We start from the raw sequence: 16,161 nt of genomic DNA on the forward strand, positions 1-16,161 counted from the left end.
CAATCGGTTACCTTTGCACCAAATTTAGGAAACCCTATTCAATGCCAGAAACGCTTCAAACATTTACTAATCTTGTTTTTCTTAGTCTCATTGCCCTTTTTCCAGTTGTAAATCCCATTGGGGCATCCTTTATTGTATCACCATATTTTTCGGGGTTGACTAAAATGGACAGAAGAAATGCTGTAAAGAAAGTTGCCATTTATGTATTGATCTTTTGTTCAATAACACTTTTTGTTGGTCATTACATCCTTACACTTTTCGGTATAACTGTTCCGGTAGTTCAATTGGCTGGTGGAATAATGATCTGTAAATTTGGATGGGAGATGCTCGGAGCAAAACCCACGGAAGGTGAAATACAGCATACCGAAGAAACCGATGGGATGACCAAGATGTCTGATCTGCGCAATAAGTTATTTTATCCCATTGCTTTTCCGATGACAGTAGGAGCTGGAACTATTTCGGTTATTTTTACCTTAAGTGCACATACCGAATCAGTACAGTTTCACGGTCATCTTATGAATTTAAGCGCCATTTTCGTAGCTATTTTGGTTATGAGTCTTTCGGTATTTCTGTTTTATACCAATGCCAGCCGTGTGGTTAAATTTATTGGTACCCGAAATGAGCAGATCGTTAATCGGGTAATGGCCTTTTTAATTTTTTGCGTTGGTTTGCAAATTGCTGTTGGCGGCGTGTTTAATCTGCTTAGAAGTATGGGGGTGGAGATTTAACCTTTGTAGCCTCGTCGATTTATCGCGAGGCATTTCATATTCAATTTATCGCGAGCATTTATTGGTCGATTACAAATCATAACCTCCCTATCGAACAAATTCCATCCAAATAGCTTATTAAAGCCTGTATGGAGAGTAAAAAGGCTGAACGAACGGTTGAAACGAGAAAAATTTTTGGAACGAACAGAAGCGTAGTTGCCTTGGGAGTTGCCCGCATGGCAGATTCTGTCGGGAATTCTTTTCTGATTGTAGTTTTGCCTCTTTATATTGCCAGCCAGAGCGTTACAGGCGACACGTTCGGGCTATCAACCTCCTTAATTACCGGAATTGTGTTGAGTCTTTTTGGAGTGGTGAGCAGTATTACTCAGCCATTTGTCGGAAGGCTATCTGATAAAACGGGAAAAAGAAAACTCTTCGTAATTATTGGTTTGGTGTTATTTTTCTTTGCCAATGCCGCTTTTACCTTCGCCGATACTTACGTTAGTTTATTGGTGGTAAGAGCTGTACAAGGTGTTGGTGCCGCGCTGACCATTACATCGAGTGTTGCGCTTGTAAGTGAAGTAAGCACAAATAGCAATCGCGGAAACAATATGGGCGTTTTCAATACCCTTCGCTTAATTGGTTTTGGTGTAGGTCCGTTGTTGAGTGGAGTCTTAATTGAGGCGGGGCCGTATAACCTTCCGATATTTGGCGAAACGAGTGGATTTAATGCTGCTTTTTACATTGCTTCGGCGTCGGCATTGCTCAGTATTATATTGGTAATGTGGCTGGTCAAAGATTCGTCAGAGAGCAAGCCTTCTCAAAAACCATTGAAGATAAGAGTTTTATCAAAAGAAAAAGGAAAAGTGCTCGATCCTATTTTTGCGCTGGCTTTGGCAACGCTTATTATGAGTATCGGATTTTCTCTTCTCGCTCCCATTGAAACTGAAACCAATGAGCGACTCTCTCAAGGTCCGTTTTTATTTTCAGTAGAATTTACCGCTATGGTTGCAGCCCTTGCGCTGGTGCAGCCACTTGTGGGTCGGTTGAGTGATAAATACGGACGGAAGATTTTTATTATAAGCGGTATGATTTGCCTAATTCCATTCACCCTCGCGCAGGGATTTGCCACAGAACCCTGGCATATGATTACGGCGCGCGCTTTGCAGGGAGTTAGTGCATCGATGGTTTTTGCTCCGGCGCTCGCGCTGGCTGGTGATCTGGCAGAAAAAGGCCAGGCCGGTTCGCAACTCTCACTTCTTACCATGGCTTTTGGAATCGGAATCTCGATAGGCGCACTGCTGGCGGGATATGCTGTTGGCTTTGGATATCTTACGCCTTTTGCTGTAGGCGCATGTATGGCGGCGGTAGGAGTGGTGGTAGTTTCAACGCAGATTGCAAAAAAGATATGAGCTATACTCACCCCACCATAAATACAAAGAATTTAGTCTAAACAGTTCGTAAGATTTCTGTTCTAATTTTTATATGAGCTCATAATTATTTGAGGCAAAATGGTATTTTAAAGTTCTTAAAATCTTGATATGAATTATGTTCTTCATTATATTTGCTATATTTGAGATGTTACTAAACAAAAATCTTGCAATCATGTATCTCAAAAAGAAACTGTTTATCTCCTTCCTTCCTTCCTTCCTTCCTTCCTTCCTTCCTTCCTTCTTTTAAGCTATTAGTCATATTGTTAGTGATGATTTTATCTACCTCGGTAAAAGCTCAAGGCAACGGAATCTTATTTGTTAATAAAACCTGTAGTCCTGTTGATGTAATAGCATTATGCGGTATATGTGAAGTAAATCCTACTTTCACATCTTCTGTAGTTGTTACATTACCACCTTACAGTGTTGAACTTTTCGAAAATGGTGTTTCATCGTTCTCAACATGTAGCGGTGAATTTGCATATTTTCGATTTTCCTATCCACTGTCACCGCAAGGTCATGATATATGCTTTGCTTCTAGCGTGACAGATTGTGTAGCAGATCTACCTTGTACAAATTTGTTTCCTGATGTTGTTGTTGTTCCTCAAAGTGAAGCAAATTGCTTTCAAAACGACATTAAGGTTGTAACGGTATATCAACCAAGGTCTTTAGCAGGAAGCGAATGTCAAGTTGTCGCTTATGAATAAGATTGTTCTCATAAACAGCGGAATTGCATTCTTGATTGGAATAACCTGCACGGCCCAAACCGATGTAAATTATTTGTACCACAAACAGTACTCCAATATAAATCAATGGGTTGGTGGAGGAGTATTAAATTTAGAGCAGGATTTGAAAACGGGACTTTTTTTTTCCGAAATCTCCAATGGAGTCCAAAATCCGGCCACCTTTGACTTTTCGCTGTCATCTGAGCCGGATCTCTATGAAATTTCACCCGCGTTTGAAAATTTTGATAGCCGATTTACGCTATTTCGCACCCATTCAGAATCTCTAGAAACATTGAAAGAAATGTTGGTATTTTCAAAGTCTGGCTTCAATTATAATCCTGGAGCCGATTTCTCTACCGAATATTTTTTATTCACATTTCTTCTGCAATCCGGCAGTCATTTAATCAATTCATGGGGCTTAGATATAGAAAATACGAGCGAAGATCTTCAAAAAGACTTGGTTATCTTATACGATGATAATAATAATGAAATCTTCAAGAGAGAACTAAATTTTCAGAACGCTGCAGGCTTTGCTAGTTCCAGAGGAGATGGCTTTCTTAGAATGGAAAATAAGCTAAGCAACGAAATCCACATTCGTGATTTTCGCTTTGAGGAAAATGTCCAGATGGTTGTTTCTGGCGATACAACATTGATCTATTACCCCAGTAAAACACTATATCAGGAGGTGAGTAACCATGATACTATACTTTACAGTGGAATAATGGAATATACGGGGGTTTTTAAAAGTCGTGATTTGCATGTTGACGGTAATGTTGCCTTCCGTGTTTTTGAACTTTCAGGAGTAGTCGATTTAGATGTCACGGATCAAGAAAATTTTTACACAAGTGATTCCGGTAGTACCGATTTGATTTTAGTGAAATATACGGTTGATGGGCACGTTGATTACGTGAAAAAATTATCTGATTTTCAATCTGAAAATCCTACGGATGGAAATTACTACCCGGTAATATTTGTTGATGATGATAAAGTGTCTATTAGATTCAGGTTAAGTGTGTCATCTGATAGCACAGTAGATATGGCTGTTTACGCTGAAAATATAATGGTAGATAGTGGTATTATAGACGGGACAAGCTTTTCTCAGACAGCCAGATCACCGTTATATTTTACCTGCATTGAGAAGGCAAGCGGAGATTTTTTAGGAATAACAAAGAGTAATTTTATTACAGAGAATGAAGTGTTTGCATCAACCAATGGCTCACCTACTAAGCGATTGACTAGTACAGGTCAGATTTTACTGAAAGTTCATTCTACGTACCCCTTCACAGACTATGAATTGATTGTAGAATCAATTTATCCCGATACTTTTATATATGATTTAGAAGACGAAAGCGCAGGTCAGTACAGCAGGTTTGTAGAAATACCAGTAATACCTGATCAAAATGCAACACCAATTTCTACAGTTTTACCTTACGAGGGATTTCCGAATAACAATGTAATCTTTAATAATCTTCTTAGAATTGATAATGACGTCATTTTACTATCCGGAGCACTTTATAGTTCAGTGAATCTGACGGTTGGAGACACGATTATTTCACTACAAACTACTCCAGACCCTTCTTTTGGAGTTGACGGAATTTTACTTGCTGTTTCCGAAATATTGGTTTCTACCAATGAAATAGAAAAACCGAAATATTCAATTTTCCCCAATCCTACGAGTGAGCGGTTAAGAATAGATTTGCCTTATAATGGGTTTTTGAATTACGAAATACTCTCTGTGACGGGCAAGCAAATTCTAAAAGGTACAATTTCTGAATCACTGCCTATTAATGTAAGGGGACTTCAGCCTGCCGTTTATTTACTTGTAATTTCGGATGCAACCAATACCCAGACGGTAAAATTTGTAAAAGAGTAGTTGGTGCTTATGGAAGAGCCCTCAGCGAAATAAAGAATGCCGGAATAGACCGGCATTCAAATAGATTATTGTTCAAAGAGTTTAAAACTTCGTTTCAAGTACGTAAGGCAACATTTTTCTCCATGTAGGCCAGTCATGCTTAATGTCATGACCCCAAACATCCAGGTCGTTGTTAATGCCTTTTTGATTTAGCAATGCTGATAGCGCACGCGAAGAATCGGGAGCTTCGTAATCGCCCGAGCCGGTAATAAGGTGAATGTGGTTGCTACTGCGAATTCGATCAAGCGTGTTTTTGTCCGATAGGTTTTGCAAATAATGCATTGGACTGTTAAAGTACACATCCTCATCCCAATAGCCTTTTGTATAATCTGTTAAATCGTAGGCACCGCTCATGGCAATGCAGCCATTAATAAGCCACGGATTTTTGAAGAAAAGATTGGCAGAGTGAAGTGCCCCGAAAGAAGCTCCACTAATAATGATAGGTGTTTCCTGACTTGTTTTATTCTTGATAAATGGAATAACTTCTGAATAAACGTATTGGTTAAACTGGTTGTGGCGAATAGCTTTGTGCTTGGGATTCATCCGGTTGTTCAGCCAACTTTCATTGTTGATACTATTTATGCTAAAGACTTTAATTTTTCCGGCTTCAATAAGCGGTTTAATGGCATCGATAAGCTGAAAGCGCTCATATTCAAGGTAATCGGCAGCAGCCGTAGGAAGCAATAGAAGTGAAAAACCGAAGTGGCCATAACACACAATTTCCATATTCTTGTTTAAGGCATTGCTGTGCCACTGATGAACTTCTCTATGCATCTTATCAATATTTATCGACTGGTTTTGAGCCGTAGTTTTATCAAGGTGCAAATTAACAGAAACTAAGGGGATAATTAGCCAGAATTTTATGGGCGTAGAAAAATTCTTATTTATTTTGATCTCAAACGTAAAAATAAAAAAGGTCGGCTCTTGCAAATTAGAAGTTCAAATTCTAATTTGAAAAATAACGCGATTGTAATGTGTTAAATGCCTTTCCTAACAATGGTTGTAAAGTCAACCTTATATTTGCCCAAATTCAACTATTGAAAGAACTCGATAATTTTTACCTCAATCAGCAAGAGCCATTAAGGAGTTGTTATTTAGCCTTACGGCAAATAATTCTTGATTGTGATGCCCATATCACTCCCGAGTGGAAATTCAGACTGCCATTTTTTTATTACAAAGGCAAAATGCTTTGTTATCTCTGGAAAGATAAAAATACAAACGAACCATATATTGGTTTTATGGATGGAATGAAAATGGTACATCCAGCGCTTGAGCAGGGCGATAGATCCCGGGTGAGGATTTTTAGGATCAATCCCGATAAGGACATTGATAAAAAGGAGATTTCGGATTTAATTAAATCGGCGATATCTGTAAATCCGAATTATTTGAAAAAATGAGATTACTTTAATTTCTTAGAGTAGATCAAGTTACCTTCTGTCATTGCTGAATCAGGCAGAAAATATTCAAGTAAATGGGCACCATTCTGGTATAGTTCAATTCTTGCAAAACCTTTCTCGGAAGTACCAAATGCCAAATCATCGTTATGCTTCAAGTAGCCCGATTTACTCCCCGAACCACTCACAACGTAATGAGCTGTGCCATGCTGCTGATATTGAAGGCCGTGCTCATGGCCTGCGGTGTAAATTATGTTTTCGTAGCTGTTGAATCTTTGAGTTAATTCATTTACCAAAGCCGTGTATTTTTTATGAGGAATATCCTGATGGTTTCCCAGCTCACTTCGGTAAAGCGGATATAGGCTACCGATTATGGGCAGTGGAATGTAGAGGTAATCTCTAATATTGGTCAGCGGAAAAATATGATCTTTCCAGGTGAAATAGCCACCGTGATTGCCATTAGTGTATAAGGGGTGGTGGCCAACGATAATCACTTGATTGTTTTTATTTTTCAATAAAAGGCTATCTATTTGAGCCAAGAACTGAGTATTTGTGGAAACTGTGCAATTATCTGATTCGCCTTGTGGTTTGTCGTGTTTGTGGAGCCACCACTGGGTATCGATGGCAATCATAACCAGATTTTTATTCAATTCAATTTCTACCGGATCACCGCATCCATTGTCTGGAAGAAAAGTGTTGCCTCGGTTGAGGTATTCTTCAATATACTTTTCTTCGCGTTGTACATATTCATCGCCTGCTTTTTTGCCTTCATGCCAATCGTGATTTCCAGGCACAAATATGATTCGCCCTTGGAAATCCTTTAAAATGTCTAATTGCGCATTAATTCTTTGCTCATCTTCTTCCCGGGATAGATGATCTTCAGGGTGAAGACCCGCTTCGTAAATATTATCGCCCAGAAATACAACCGATGTACTTTCGGAGTTTGACGCTTCAAGTTTTGTTTTTAGCAGTGCCAGTGATGGTTCCAGCGGATCTGTAGAAGGTTTTCCGGCATCGCCAATAAAATAGATAGTTTGCACAGGCGAAGTTGCTGGCTCAGTCGATTGTTGCCAATTTTTCTGATCAGCGCGATAATACGTTTGAGAAGATTGGCAGGCGGCCAAACCCAATATCAGACTATAAAGTATGAATATTTTGCAATTTTTCATGTATACAATAAAGCTGTTTTTATATCAGAAGTCGCAGCAGTCCATTATTGTTTATTTGAGAAGGAGATCAAGGCAAAGTGAAATATGAATTAAAAAAAGCCACCCGTTGCCGGTTGACTTTTCATCAAACTAAATTAACCAACTAAAAATCTTTTACGAAATTAAGTGCGGGTTTTTTTGAGTGAGCATGGGTTTCATTCCCACTTGTCATCTCTTCAACTTCTGTATTCAATTCTTCTCGATGAGTAGTCACGAGTTTTACTTCAGCTATTTTACTCCAACCAAGTTACATATTTTGGTTGCTACCGCCTATGCATTTTTCACGTCCTGCTTTTTTATTCTAGGTGATAAAATCGAAATAAATCTCATATTCGTCAGTCCAAAATAGACCGCTTTCAATCAGGTGATTATACATTTATCATCTGGTCTTTATACTTTTTAGTTCTGCAAATAAAGAACTAAAAAAAACCAAATTTATTTCTGAATCACCGCTTTGCTTGATGATGATATTAAAACTAAATTTGCCGAACTATTTCGTGTCAAATTCAAATGTTTTCGTGTCATTAATGAAGTGTTTTATAGGATTAATTCTTACCCTCACCCTAAGTTCTCTCTTTGGGCAAACTGGCGCGGCCAGATTGAACACAAACACGTATCAAAAAGGAGATATCTATTTTTATTGGGGCTGGAACCGCGGGTTTTATACCAATTCTGACATTCATTTTAAAGGGGAGCACTACGACTTTCAACTGGATAATGTGGTGGCTAAAGACAGGCAGACTCCATTTGAGGTTAACCCATACCTAAATCCCAGAAACCTTACCATTCCTCAAACTAATTTTAGAATAGGGTATTTTATCAATGACCATTACAATGTTTCTTTTGGTTTTGACCATATGAAATATGTTGTCCAAACAAACCAAACCGTTAAAATAACCGGGGAGATAGATGATACCGGAATGATTTACGATGGTAGATATGAGAATGACGACATTGTGATCTCTCCTGATTTTTTGCAATTTGAACATACCGATGGTTTAAATTACATCAACTTATCATTTCGCAGAGTCGATAAAATTCTTGCTTTTAATAAAGTGAAGCTTCACGTTACCGGAGGTGTTGATGTTGGTGTGCTGGTTCCACGAACAGATGCTGAATTGTTGAATTTTGGAGAGAATGACAAGTATCACCTTTCGGGATTTGGCGGAAGTTTGGTAGCCGGGTTAAATCTTACTTTTTTCGATCACTTTTTTGTCCAATCAGAACTTAAAGGCGGTTATATCAATATGCCTGATATGCGCACTACAAGTTCAAAAATGGACAAGGCATCGCAAAGCTTTTTCTTTGACCAGTACAATATAGTGTTCGGCTGGGTATTTCACATTGAGCGTCCTACGCCCGTCCCAGTAATGTCAAATTAAGCGTTTTCATTTTTGAAACGAAAAAACCCTCACAAGAAAAATCTTGCAAGGGTTCTAATCATGAAAAAAACGTCTTTAGAATCTATAGGTTACCACCGCAGTTGCCATAAAGGGCGTGCCGGGGGTAAAGGTAATTTCTTCTACAGGTGCTGCCTCACCGGCTAATCTTGTTTCGGTGGCAAATTGGGTTTCATTCCATTCTACATCTAAAAGATTCTGGATTTTTAATCCCAATTCAATGCTTTTCCACTGATATCCCATATTGAAATCCACAACTGTATATCCGATGGCCACGATAGAATTATCTTCATTTGCCGGTCTGTCATCAATATGCCTAACACGTAGAGCTGCGTAAAGTCCATTTTCAAACATCGCGCTTAGCCCGCCCATTACTGTAAAGTCGGGAGCAAGTGGTATGTAATTGGCTCCTTCCGGATCATCAACCGAACGGGCAAACGTATAATTCACGTCCACATCTGCGTAAAGCCATTTAAGCGGTTGATAACGCACGCTCAAATCTACTCCCCGGCGTTCGGTTTTCCCTCCCGGTTCTACTATGCCGGCATCGCCCACATACACAAATTCCTGATCGAGATAAAGTGTCCATAAAGCGGCATTTACGATTAGTTTAGGTGCTGGTTTCCATATTGCGCCAAGATCTGCGCCATAAGCTGCCGGCAAAATGTCTTTACCGTTTTGAGCTACAACCACTCTTGTGTCATTTGAGTGAAAACCTTTACCGGTGTTGAGATAAAGTTGCAAATTACTTGAATAGTTGTACTGGAAATTGAGTTTGGGACTTACGATAGATTTGTTTTCAGTTTGTGTGCGGTATGTCGGCAGGAGCTTGTCATAATAATCAAATTCGAAATAGTCGAAACGCAATCCGGGATTAACTTTCCATTTACCGAAAGTAAAATCGAGATTGGCGTAAGCATTGGTATTTGTTTGGTTGATATTTCCAAGCTTTAAAGAATCAAGGGTTGTAATCCGATTAACGGTATGAGATAGTTCGCTATCAATGGTTTGGTCATTTCTAAGACCTCCACCCAATTGAAACAGTAATCTATTTTCTCCAAGGTCAAAATAACGGTTGTATTCTGCAGTTCCGCCAAAAAGTTGTCGCGCCTCCTTTTGTTTTATCTGATCGCCATTAATCGAATCTTCCAAAAAGAAGGTGAAGTTTGAGTACAGTTCAAAATCGTATTCGGAATAGTAAGCCATTGTTTTCACAAAACTGTTTTCATCAATATTCTTTGTATATTCCATTTGTAGGTTCATTCGGCTGGTTGCTCCACCTTCGGTATCGTCTATGGCTCCAAATCTGGATATTATTCCTTGATCTATAGCGCGTTGTGGTATTTGGCCAGATGCATCCCACGAACTTTTAAAGTAAGTTGCGGTAAATCCGATGCGATCATTATTTTCTAATTGACCGGCATATCTCCCCATAAGATTAATGCGTTTAAAATTCTGCGGACTTTCAAAAGGACCATCTGTACTTATATATTCAGTTGAAATCCAGGCAGAATGATCCTTTTGATCCAAGACGTTGTACATTCCGAGAATGCGTTGGGTATCAAATTGTCCCAATTCAAATCTCACCAGATTATTATTAAGCCTGTCTTTTAGCTTAAAATCTACAAAGCCTGCCGTGTTAAAATCGCCTCGTTCAGCGAAGTAAGGGCCTTTTCCAAAATTAATTGACTCAATAGCTTCGGGTGTTACCCAATGCATGTCGGCATAGCCCTGGCCATGCGCGTGAGACACCATATTTACCGGCATTCCATTTACGGAAAGTGCAATGTCGGTACCATGATCAATGTCAAATCCGCGAAGAAATATTTGTTCGGCCTTTCCGCCACCTGCATGTTGTCCAATAACAAGACCGGGAACAGTGCGGAGCAATTCCTGAGAATTATTTACCGGATTAGTCATGAGGTTAACATCGGCGAAAATGTGAAGCGCGTCAATATCAGGTGCTATAACAACTTCGTTTAAAGAAATAAATCGTTGTGTAAGTGCAAAGGTTAAGTCAGTATCCAGATTTTTGATAACTCGGGTTACTGTTTCGTAGCCCAAAGCGTTTACCCGTAGGGTATCGCCGGTTGCTAGCTTTTCAATCGTAAAATTTCCATTTCTATCTGTGTGGTAATGTGCGCCTTTATAGTTTTGAAGCACAAAGGCTCCTTCAATTCCGCGGCTGTTTCGGTCTAAGACCTGACCTTTTGATTGTGCGAAAGAGATTTGGCTGAACAGCATCAGCGTAAATATTGAGTAGAGTAGTTTCATGTGTAGAGTGATGAGCATCTCGCTAAAAAATATAGCATGTCTAGATATAGGTTTTCGCCAGAAAGAGGGTTTCTTAAGGCTTGAAACGATGTTATGGATAGAAAAATGAGAGAGAATTTTGCCGGCAGCAAGCTTCAGGAAAATATTCCCAAAGCGTACTGTTAGCATTTTTTTTGGGTTAAAATAGAATCTACCTACATCACTATACCAAAGATAATTAGCAGTTTATACTGTTTGCGCAGAATACGCGATGTAGAACAGATTTATTTTAGAAACCCTGTAAGTTGGGCTGGAGTGCAAAAGGTGAATATCAATGAAGAAATTCGCAAATTGCCTATTGCTCATTGCCTATTGCCTCTAGGTGGGGGAGTCGATATTTCTGAAAACCTTACAATCAGAGTTTGAAAAATCGAAAAAAGTTCAGGTTTTGAATCTATTTGCCGAAAGGAGTCAAGATTCAAAACATCTGAAATGAGATGTATATCGAGAGATAAATTGATTTTTTTAGGTGCTTCCGGCCTATTCGTTTCTGAATCAAAAGCTGCACTTATGAAGCTTATTAAAACGTGCTCGTGGGTTGCAGTCGCAATACCCGGAACAGTGTAATTTCCAATATCGGTATGTTGGTGCGAATATCTGCTGTGCTGGTGATTTTCTTCAGAAATACTTGTGAGAGCATGAGAAAATCTGTGACTTGTATTGGTAATAAAATCGCCGAAAGGAAAAAGGGCGTATACGCATAAAATGCAGACGCTCATCAACTTGATGAAACTGCTTTTTAAATTCTGATATGCGCTATTTTGATGCATGTAGAGGAGATACGCACACCGAGGAGATTCAGATTTTAAAATAAGAAATTTTTATTCTTAAGTCATCACTCACAACACTACTCGCGACTCGGGGCTAGAGACTCGTGACTATCTCAAACTACTTCATATTAATATACTGAAGTGCCAGTCCAAAATCTCCCTGGCGACAAACCGCCATTGTTTCTTGCAAGTTGTCAATAGATTTTGATGTTGCACGCACTTTATCATCCATTATCTGGACTTCTACTTTTATTTTGGCATCTTTAATTGCCTTCACAATCTTTTTTGCGGTCTCTCTGTCAATCCCTTGCCTCACAGGAATTTCTTTTTTAACCACTTTTCCGGAAGTGTAAAACTCTTTAGAAAGATCAAGACTTTGCGGGTCGATCCTTGCCTTTACAAACCTACCGATCAACACCTTTTCCATTTGGTCTATTCTGAAATCGTTTTCTGTAGTGAGATTAATGACAAGGTTTTTCTTGTCTAAATTTACTTCACTTCCAGTTCCTTTAAAGTCAAAACGAGTTTCAATTTCCTTTTTAGCAGCGTTTATCGCATTATCGACGGTTTGAAGATCTACTTCAGAAACAATATCAAATGATGGCATGGCTTATATTATTCTTGTGTGCTACAAATTTCTAATTTCCAGCTGAATTTAACTCGAAACATGCCAATTTTTTAAAGAAATTGCGAAAGTCGAACAAAAGTTAAGCTGGAAGTCCTGGCTGTTGGCTATAAAACAGGTTTTCTCATCCATTATCAATTTATTACCAGTTCCTCTGAATCGTCAGAATATCTACAGCTGCTTAAAACAACCCCAAACATTCCATTCCCGTCATTTTCGGGATATTTCAATTTTAGCCAGCCAAGAACTGGAGTAGAATCTGTTTCCTTTCGGAATGCAAGATATACAAAATCAAACGCCATAATTTTGTAGCTGGCAGCGTTTGTATAATTCGATCCGAGTGAACCGAAACTTCTATAGTAATAAAGAAGGCAAGGTGAATTGTTAAACATTGATGAGCCCGGAATGGTACTTCCTAAGATAACTGGTTCTGGAACTGGAACTGTATAAGTAGTATAAACAGTATCCGTTAATGAAGGATTCCAGCTCCATCGCGTATAACTTGTAGAATCTATCGCCATTTCAAAATCGTTTTTTGGGGTAAGCCTAATGTAGAAAACTGAACCATAAGATGGTGACCATTGAATGCCGACCTCTATTAACAGATCAAAAACTGAGTCCTTATCAATGTCTAAATCATAGCTGTAAAAACCGGAAGAAACAGACATAAACCCTCCGACCAATGTATCATGCAAATCTGTTAGGTTTTCTTCAGCCACTTTTGCTGTGGGCTTATCATCATCTTTATTACAGCCGTTTGTGGCGAAAATAAGGAGGCTAAGTGCTAAAATGGTAACTACGTTTTTCATGCCTTCTAAATTCAAGTGAAGTTTTTTAATACTGCTTTTCCCGGTTCACACAAATAGCAATTCGAAACGCAAAAAAGAGCCATTTTCAAATCGATTTACTCTAGAAGCGAACTTGTAGAAGAGAACAATCAATGTAAATATAACTATTATTAAGACAAAATTAGTCCAGTTTCCCCTAAATACCTTCAATTTTGGCTCGGAGATTTGGTGAAATGCCAATAACCAAAAATCTGTATTTCTGAAAGTCATACTAATTTCTTATAATTGTAATTCATTTGAGTCGATGACAAATGCCTGATGCTTTAAAGAATCACCACAGTTTATTCCGTTTCGGAGTTTATATTGCCCTGATTTCCTATTTAGGCTTGCTGCCGGTTGGCTTGCGGGCACAAGAACAGACTTTTGTGCCTTATGATGTGAAAAAGGTAGAGCCGGAAGATTTTTCGATAGAAAGTGATTTAATTGATAATGACACTGAAGCAATATATTTGTTTGATCTCGGTGACTCTAATTTAGATATCAGTACCGAAACCGTGCTTGAATTTAAACGGTTGTTTCGAATAAAAATCCTTTCTGAAAACGGCTTAGATCTGGCAAATCAAATTATTCAGTTATACATTGGCAGAAAAGATGAGGAAAAAATTGGTAAGGTGAAAGGGGGAGTCTATAATCTGGTAAATGGAAAAGTTGATTTTGAAAAGCTTAAAAATAGCGATTGGTCATTAGAACCATACGATGAAAATCACAAAGTTACTCGTGTCGCTTTTAGAAATGTAAAGGTGGGCAGTATTATTGAGCTGGAATATTCCATTTTTAGCCCGTTTATATTTAACATGCCCGACTGGGAATTTCAGTATGATGATATTCCAGTGCTTTACAGCGAATATTATATCCGGCATCCCGAAAATATAGGTTACAAAATTCTAAAAATGGGTTACCATCCTCTACAATCCAGATTGATTACAACAGAGACAAGGGTTAATTCACCTCAAGGCATAATCACCAATTCTACCGTAAAAAAGGTTTATGCCTATGCCTGTGAAAATGTGCCCGCCATGCGCGATGAGCCTTTGATGGACTCGCCAGAAAATTATCGAACGAAAATTATCACCGAACTGCACTATATAGATTATATTTCTGAAACAGATTATTTTTATAAAGATTGGGAAGCGTCCATTACCGATTTTATTGAAGCAGGCGAGCATGAGATGTTCATGACGCCTAGCGATAAGGATAATTATCTTTCGTTAGATACTATAAATTGCACAACCCTGCTGGATAGCATAAATGTGATTTACACCAAAATTTTAGAGGGGTTTTCAGATTCGGAAGAGCCCAATGCGCTGATAATTAGAAAAAAACCGCAGGATATTATTGACTCTAAAAAAGCGACTCCAAATGAAATGAATATGCTGCTCGTTTCTACACTGAGGGCGAATGGTATTGAGGCCTATCCGGTGCTCGTAACCAAGCGCTCGCAGCAGAGAGTCCTGAAAGAATTTCCACTTATTTCGCAGTTTTCCTTATCCATTACTGCAGTGAATACGGAAGATGGCTATATGCTTCTTGATGCCACACTTTCTAACCTGGCTATAGGCGAAATATCAGAGAAATACTACAATGGCGATGGCCTCGTGGTAAATAAAGAAAAGGTAGAGTGGATTCCTATTGTGAGTAATGAACCTACCAGCGAATCATGTTCAATTGAGTTTGGCTCTTTTGAAGAAAATAAACTTAAGGGAGTGATGCGACTAAAGCTATCTGGAATTTACCGCAGTAGAATTAAGAATGTGCTGCGATACAGCAGCTCTTCAGAGCTGACTAAATTTTTGGACATAAATGAAAACGCCACGATTACATTTAATGAACAAGAAAGTGATTTGCATTCGAGTCCGCTGGATTTGCGGTTTAATATCATGCTCAAGCTTGAAAAATTTGGAAGTTCCTATCTTTTGCCATCAATCATATATAAGAGTATGGCTAACAATATACTAAAAGAAAAAGACAGAAACTATCCCGTAAATTTCCCAGATGCATGGAGTGAAACGTATACCTGTTTGGTGCACCTTGATAGCGAAAAGTATGCAGTAAACATTCCTGAAAACGCAAACTTCGTACTTCCCGACGATGGCGGGAATTTTTCATATCTGGGTAGCTATAATTTAGGTAATCTGTTAATTAGGAATAAAGTTGATTTGCACAAAAACACTTTTTTAGCTTCTGAATATCCGTTTTTGCGCCAATTTTATGATCTTATTTCTACAAGTCATTCCTCATTTATAGAAATTACTGAAAAATGAGGTGGTTATTCATTGTTATATCTTTAGGGATATCAATTTCGACTGCAAATGCTGAAGATATTTCAGCAGTTGTAAGTGAGTCAAGAGCAATTCTTACTATTAAAGATGTAGATCGCGTTGAATTTGAAATGTTCAAAAGAATAAAAATTCTTTCCGAAAAAGGAAGTTATCATTCCCGGGTGGATTTCTACGAAAAGAATTTTAGAAACGCCGCGATTTACAATGTTACTGTAAAGGATGAGTATGGGAAAGTTGTGCTCGCTACGACCAAAAGGATTTTAAGAAAACGGCGGTTATTGAATACACTAATTCTTACGATGATATTTATAGATTTTACCTCGATTGTGGATTAAAGACTTATCCATATTCCATTGAGGTTCATAGCAAAATTCTAAGCAACACCTTTTTTGAAGGAGATTATGAGTTAAGTGAAGATGAGGGAACATTACTACAGAAATCTTCTTTTGAAGTATTTTATCCGGAAGATTATAAGTTGAGTTATTATCTCAATAGGCCAGATTTGGTTTTGGTTAACTCAACTGGACAAGGAAAAAATAAGGTTCTAAAA

General features: G+C 38.5%; 14 protein-coding genes. 8 read left to right on the top strand and 6 right to left on the bottom strand.

All coding sequences use genetic code 11. The features are described from left to right. The first annotated feature begins 41 nt into the window (after nucleotides 1-41). From G3O08_RS01705 to G3O08_RS01720, 4 genes are all read left to right on the top strand, one after another. Nucleotides 42-728 carry a MarC family protein gene (locus G3O08_RS01705; RefSeq protein ID WP_163282941.1) on the top strand — a complete coding sequence of 229 codons (687 nt, stop codon included), beginning with the start codon at nucleotides 42-44 and terminating at the stop codon, nucleotides 726-728. A 128-nt stretch (nucleotides 729-856) separates the two neighbouring features. Continuing rightward, complete coding sequence (locus G3O08_RS01710; RefSeq protein ID WP_163282942.1) at nucleotides 857-2,119, top strand: MFS transporter; 1,263 nt, start codon at nucleotides 857-859, stop codon at nucleotides 2,117-2,119. A 290-nt stretch (nucleotides 2,120-2,409) separates the two neighbouring features. Then, nucleotides 2,410-2,844, top strand: a complete 435-nt coding sequence (locus tag G3O08_RS01715) for a hypothetical protein (protein ID WP_163282943.1) — start codon at nucleotides 2,410-2,412, stop codon at nucleotides 2,842-2,844. Next, nucleotides 2,837-4,735, top strand: coding sequence for a T9SS type A sorting domain-containing protein (locus G3O08_RS01720; protein ID WP_163282944.1), 1,899 nt, complete (start codon nucleotides 2,837-2,839; stop codon nucleotides 4,733-4,735). The genes G3O08_RS01715 and G3O08_RS01720 overlap by 8 nt, the downstream gene beginning before the upstream one ends. A gap of 81 nt (nucleotides 4,736-4,816) precedes the next feature. Here G3O08_RS01720 and G3O08_RS01725 read toward each other — a convergent pair whose 3' ends face one another. After that, complete coding sequence (locus G3O08_RS01725; RefSeq protein ID WP_163282945.1) at nucleotides 4,817-5,548, bottom strand: esterase family protein; 732 nt, start codon at nucleotides 5,546-5,548, stop codon at nucleotides 4,817-4,819. A 263-nt stretch (nucleotides 5,549-5,811) separates the two neighbouring features. Between G3O08_RS01725 and G3O08_RS01730 the strand changes: the two genes are divergently transcribed. After that, on the top strand, nucleotides 5,812-6,171 hold the full coding sequence (locus G3O08_RS01730) for a DUF1801 domain-containing protein (protein WP_163282946.1): 360 nt from the start codon (nucleotides 5,812-5,814) through the stop codon (nucleotides 6,169-6,171). 2 nt (nucleotides 6,172-6,173) lie between these two features. Here the strand turns inward: G3O08_RS01730 and G3O08_RS01735 are convergent, their stop codons facing one another. Further along, entirely contained in the window at nucleotides 6,174-7,337 is a 1,164-nt protein-coding gene (locus G3O08_RS01735) for a metallophosphoesterase (RefSeq protein WP_163282947.1), read from the bottom strand. Between the two features lie 566 nt (nucleotides 7,338-7,903). On the opposite strand from G3O08_RS01735, the gene G3O08_RS01740 reads away from it, so the two are divergent. Continuing rightward, a complete protein-coding gene (locus G3O08_RS01740; protein WP_239540829.1) occupies nucleotides 7,904-8,758 on the top strand; it encodes a hypothetical protein in 855 nt (284 codons plus the stop codon). Between the two features lie 75 nt (nucleotides 8,759-8,833). On the opposite strand, the gene G3O08_RS01745 is transcribed toward G3O08_RS01740, so the two are convergent. The 4 genes from G3O08_RS01745 to G3O08_RS01760 form a co-directional block, all read right to left on the bottom strand. Next, entirely contained in the window at nucleotides 8,834-11,050 is a 2,217-nt protein-coding gene (locus tag G3O08_RS01745) for a TonB-dependent receptor (protein WP_163282948.1), read from the bottom strand. A gap of 341 nt (nucleotides 11,051-11,391) precedes the next feature. Further along, complete coding sequence (locus G3O08_RS01750) at nucleotides 11,392-11,808, bottom strand: hypothetical protein (protein WP_163282949.1); 417 nt, start codon at nucleotides 11,806-11,808, stop codon at nucleotides 11,392-11,394. A gap of 169 nt (nucleotides 11,809-11,977) precedes the next feature. Beyond that, nucleotides 11,978-12,466 carry a YajQ family cyclic di-GMP-binding protein gene (locus G3O08_RS01755; RefSeq protein ID WP_163282950.1) on the bottom strand — a complete coding sequence of 163 codons (489 nt, stop codon included), beginning with the start codon at nucleotides 12,464-12,466 and terminating at the stop codon, nucleotides 11,978-11,980. Nucleotides 12,467-12,618: 152 nt separating this feature from the next. Continuing rightward, complete coding sequence (locus G3O08_RS01760) at nucleotides 12,619-13,293, bottom strand: hypothetical protein (protein WP_163282951.1); 675 nt, start codon at nucleotides 13,291-13,293, stop codon at nucleotides 12,619-12,621. A gap of 290 nt (nucleotides 13,294-13,583) precedes the next feature. Between G3O08_RS01760 and G3O08_RS01765 the strand changes: the two genes are divergently transcribed. Together G3O08_RS01765 and G3O08_RS01770 are read left to right on the top strand one after the other, a co-directional pair. Continuing rightward, entirely contained in the window at nucleotides 13,584-15,593 is a 2,010-nt protein-coding gene (locus G3O08_RS01765; protein WP_163282952.1) for a DUF3857 domain-containing protein, read from the top strand. Further along, nucleotides 15,590-15,946: a hypothetical protein gene (locus tag G3O08_RS01770; RefSeq protein WP_163282953.1), complete on the top strand. Its 357-nt coding sequence runs from the start codon at nucleotides 15,590-15,592 to the stop codon at nucleotides 15,944-15,946. The genes G3O08_RS01765 and G3O08_RS01770 overlap by 4 nt, the downstream gene beginning before the upstream one ends. Nucleotides 15,947-16,161 lie beyond the last annotated feature (215 nt).

Source organism: Cryomorpha ignava, from assembly GCF_010686655.1.
In the GTDB taxonomy this organism is placed as follows: domain Bacteria; phylum Bacteroidota; class Bacteroidia; order Flavobacteriales_D; family Cryomorphaceae; genus Cryomorpha; species Cryomorpha ignava.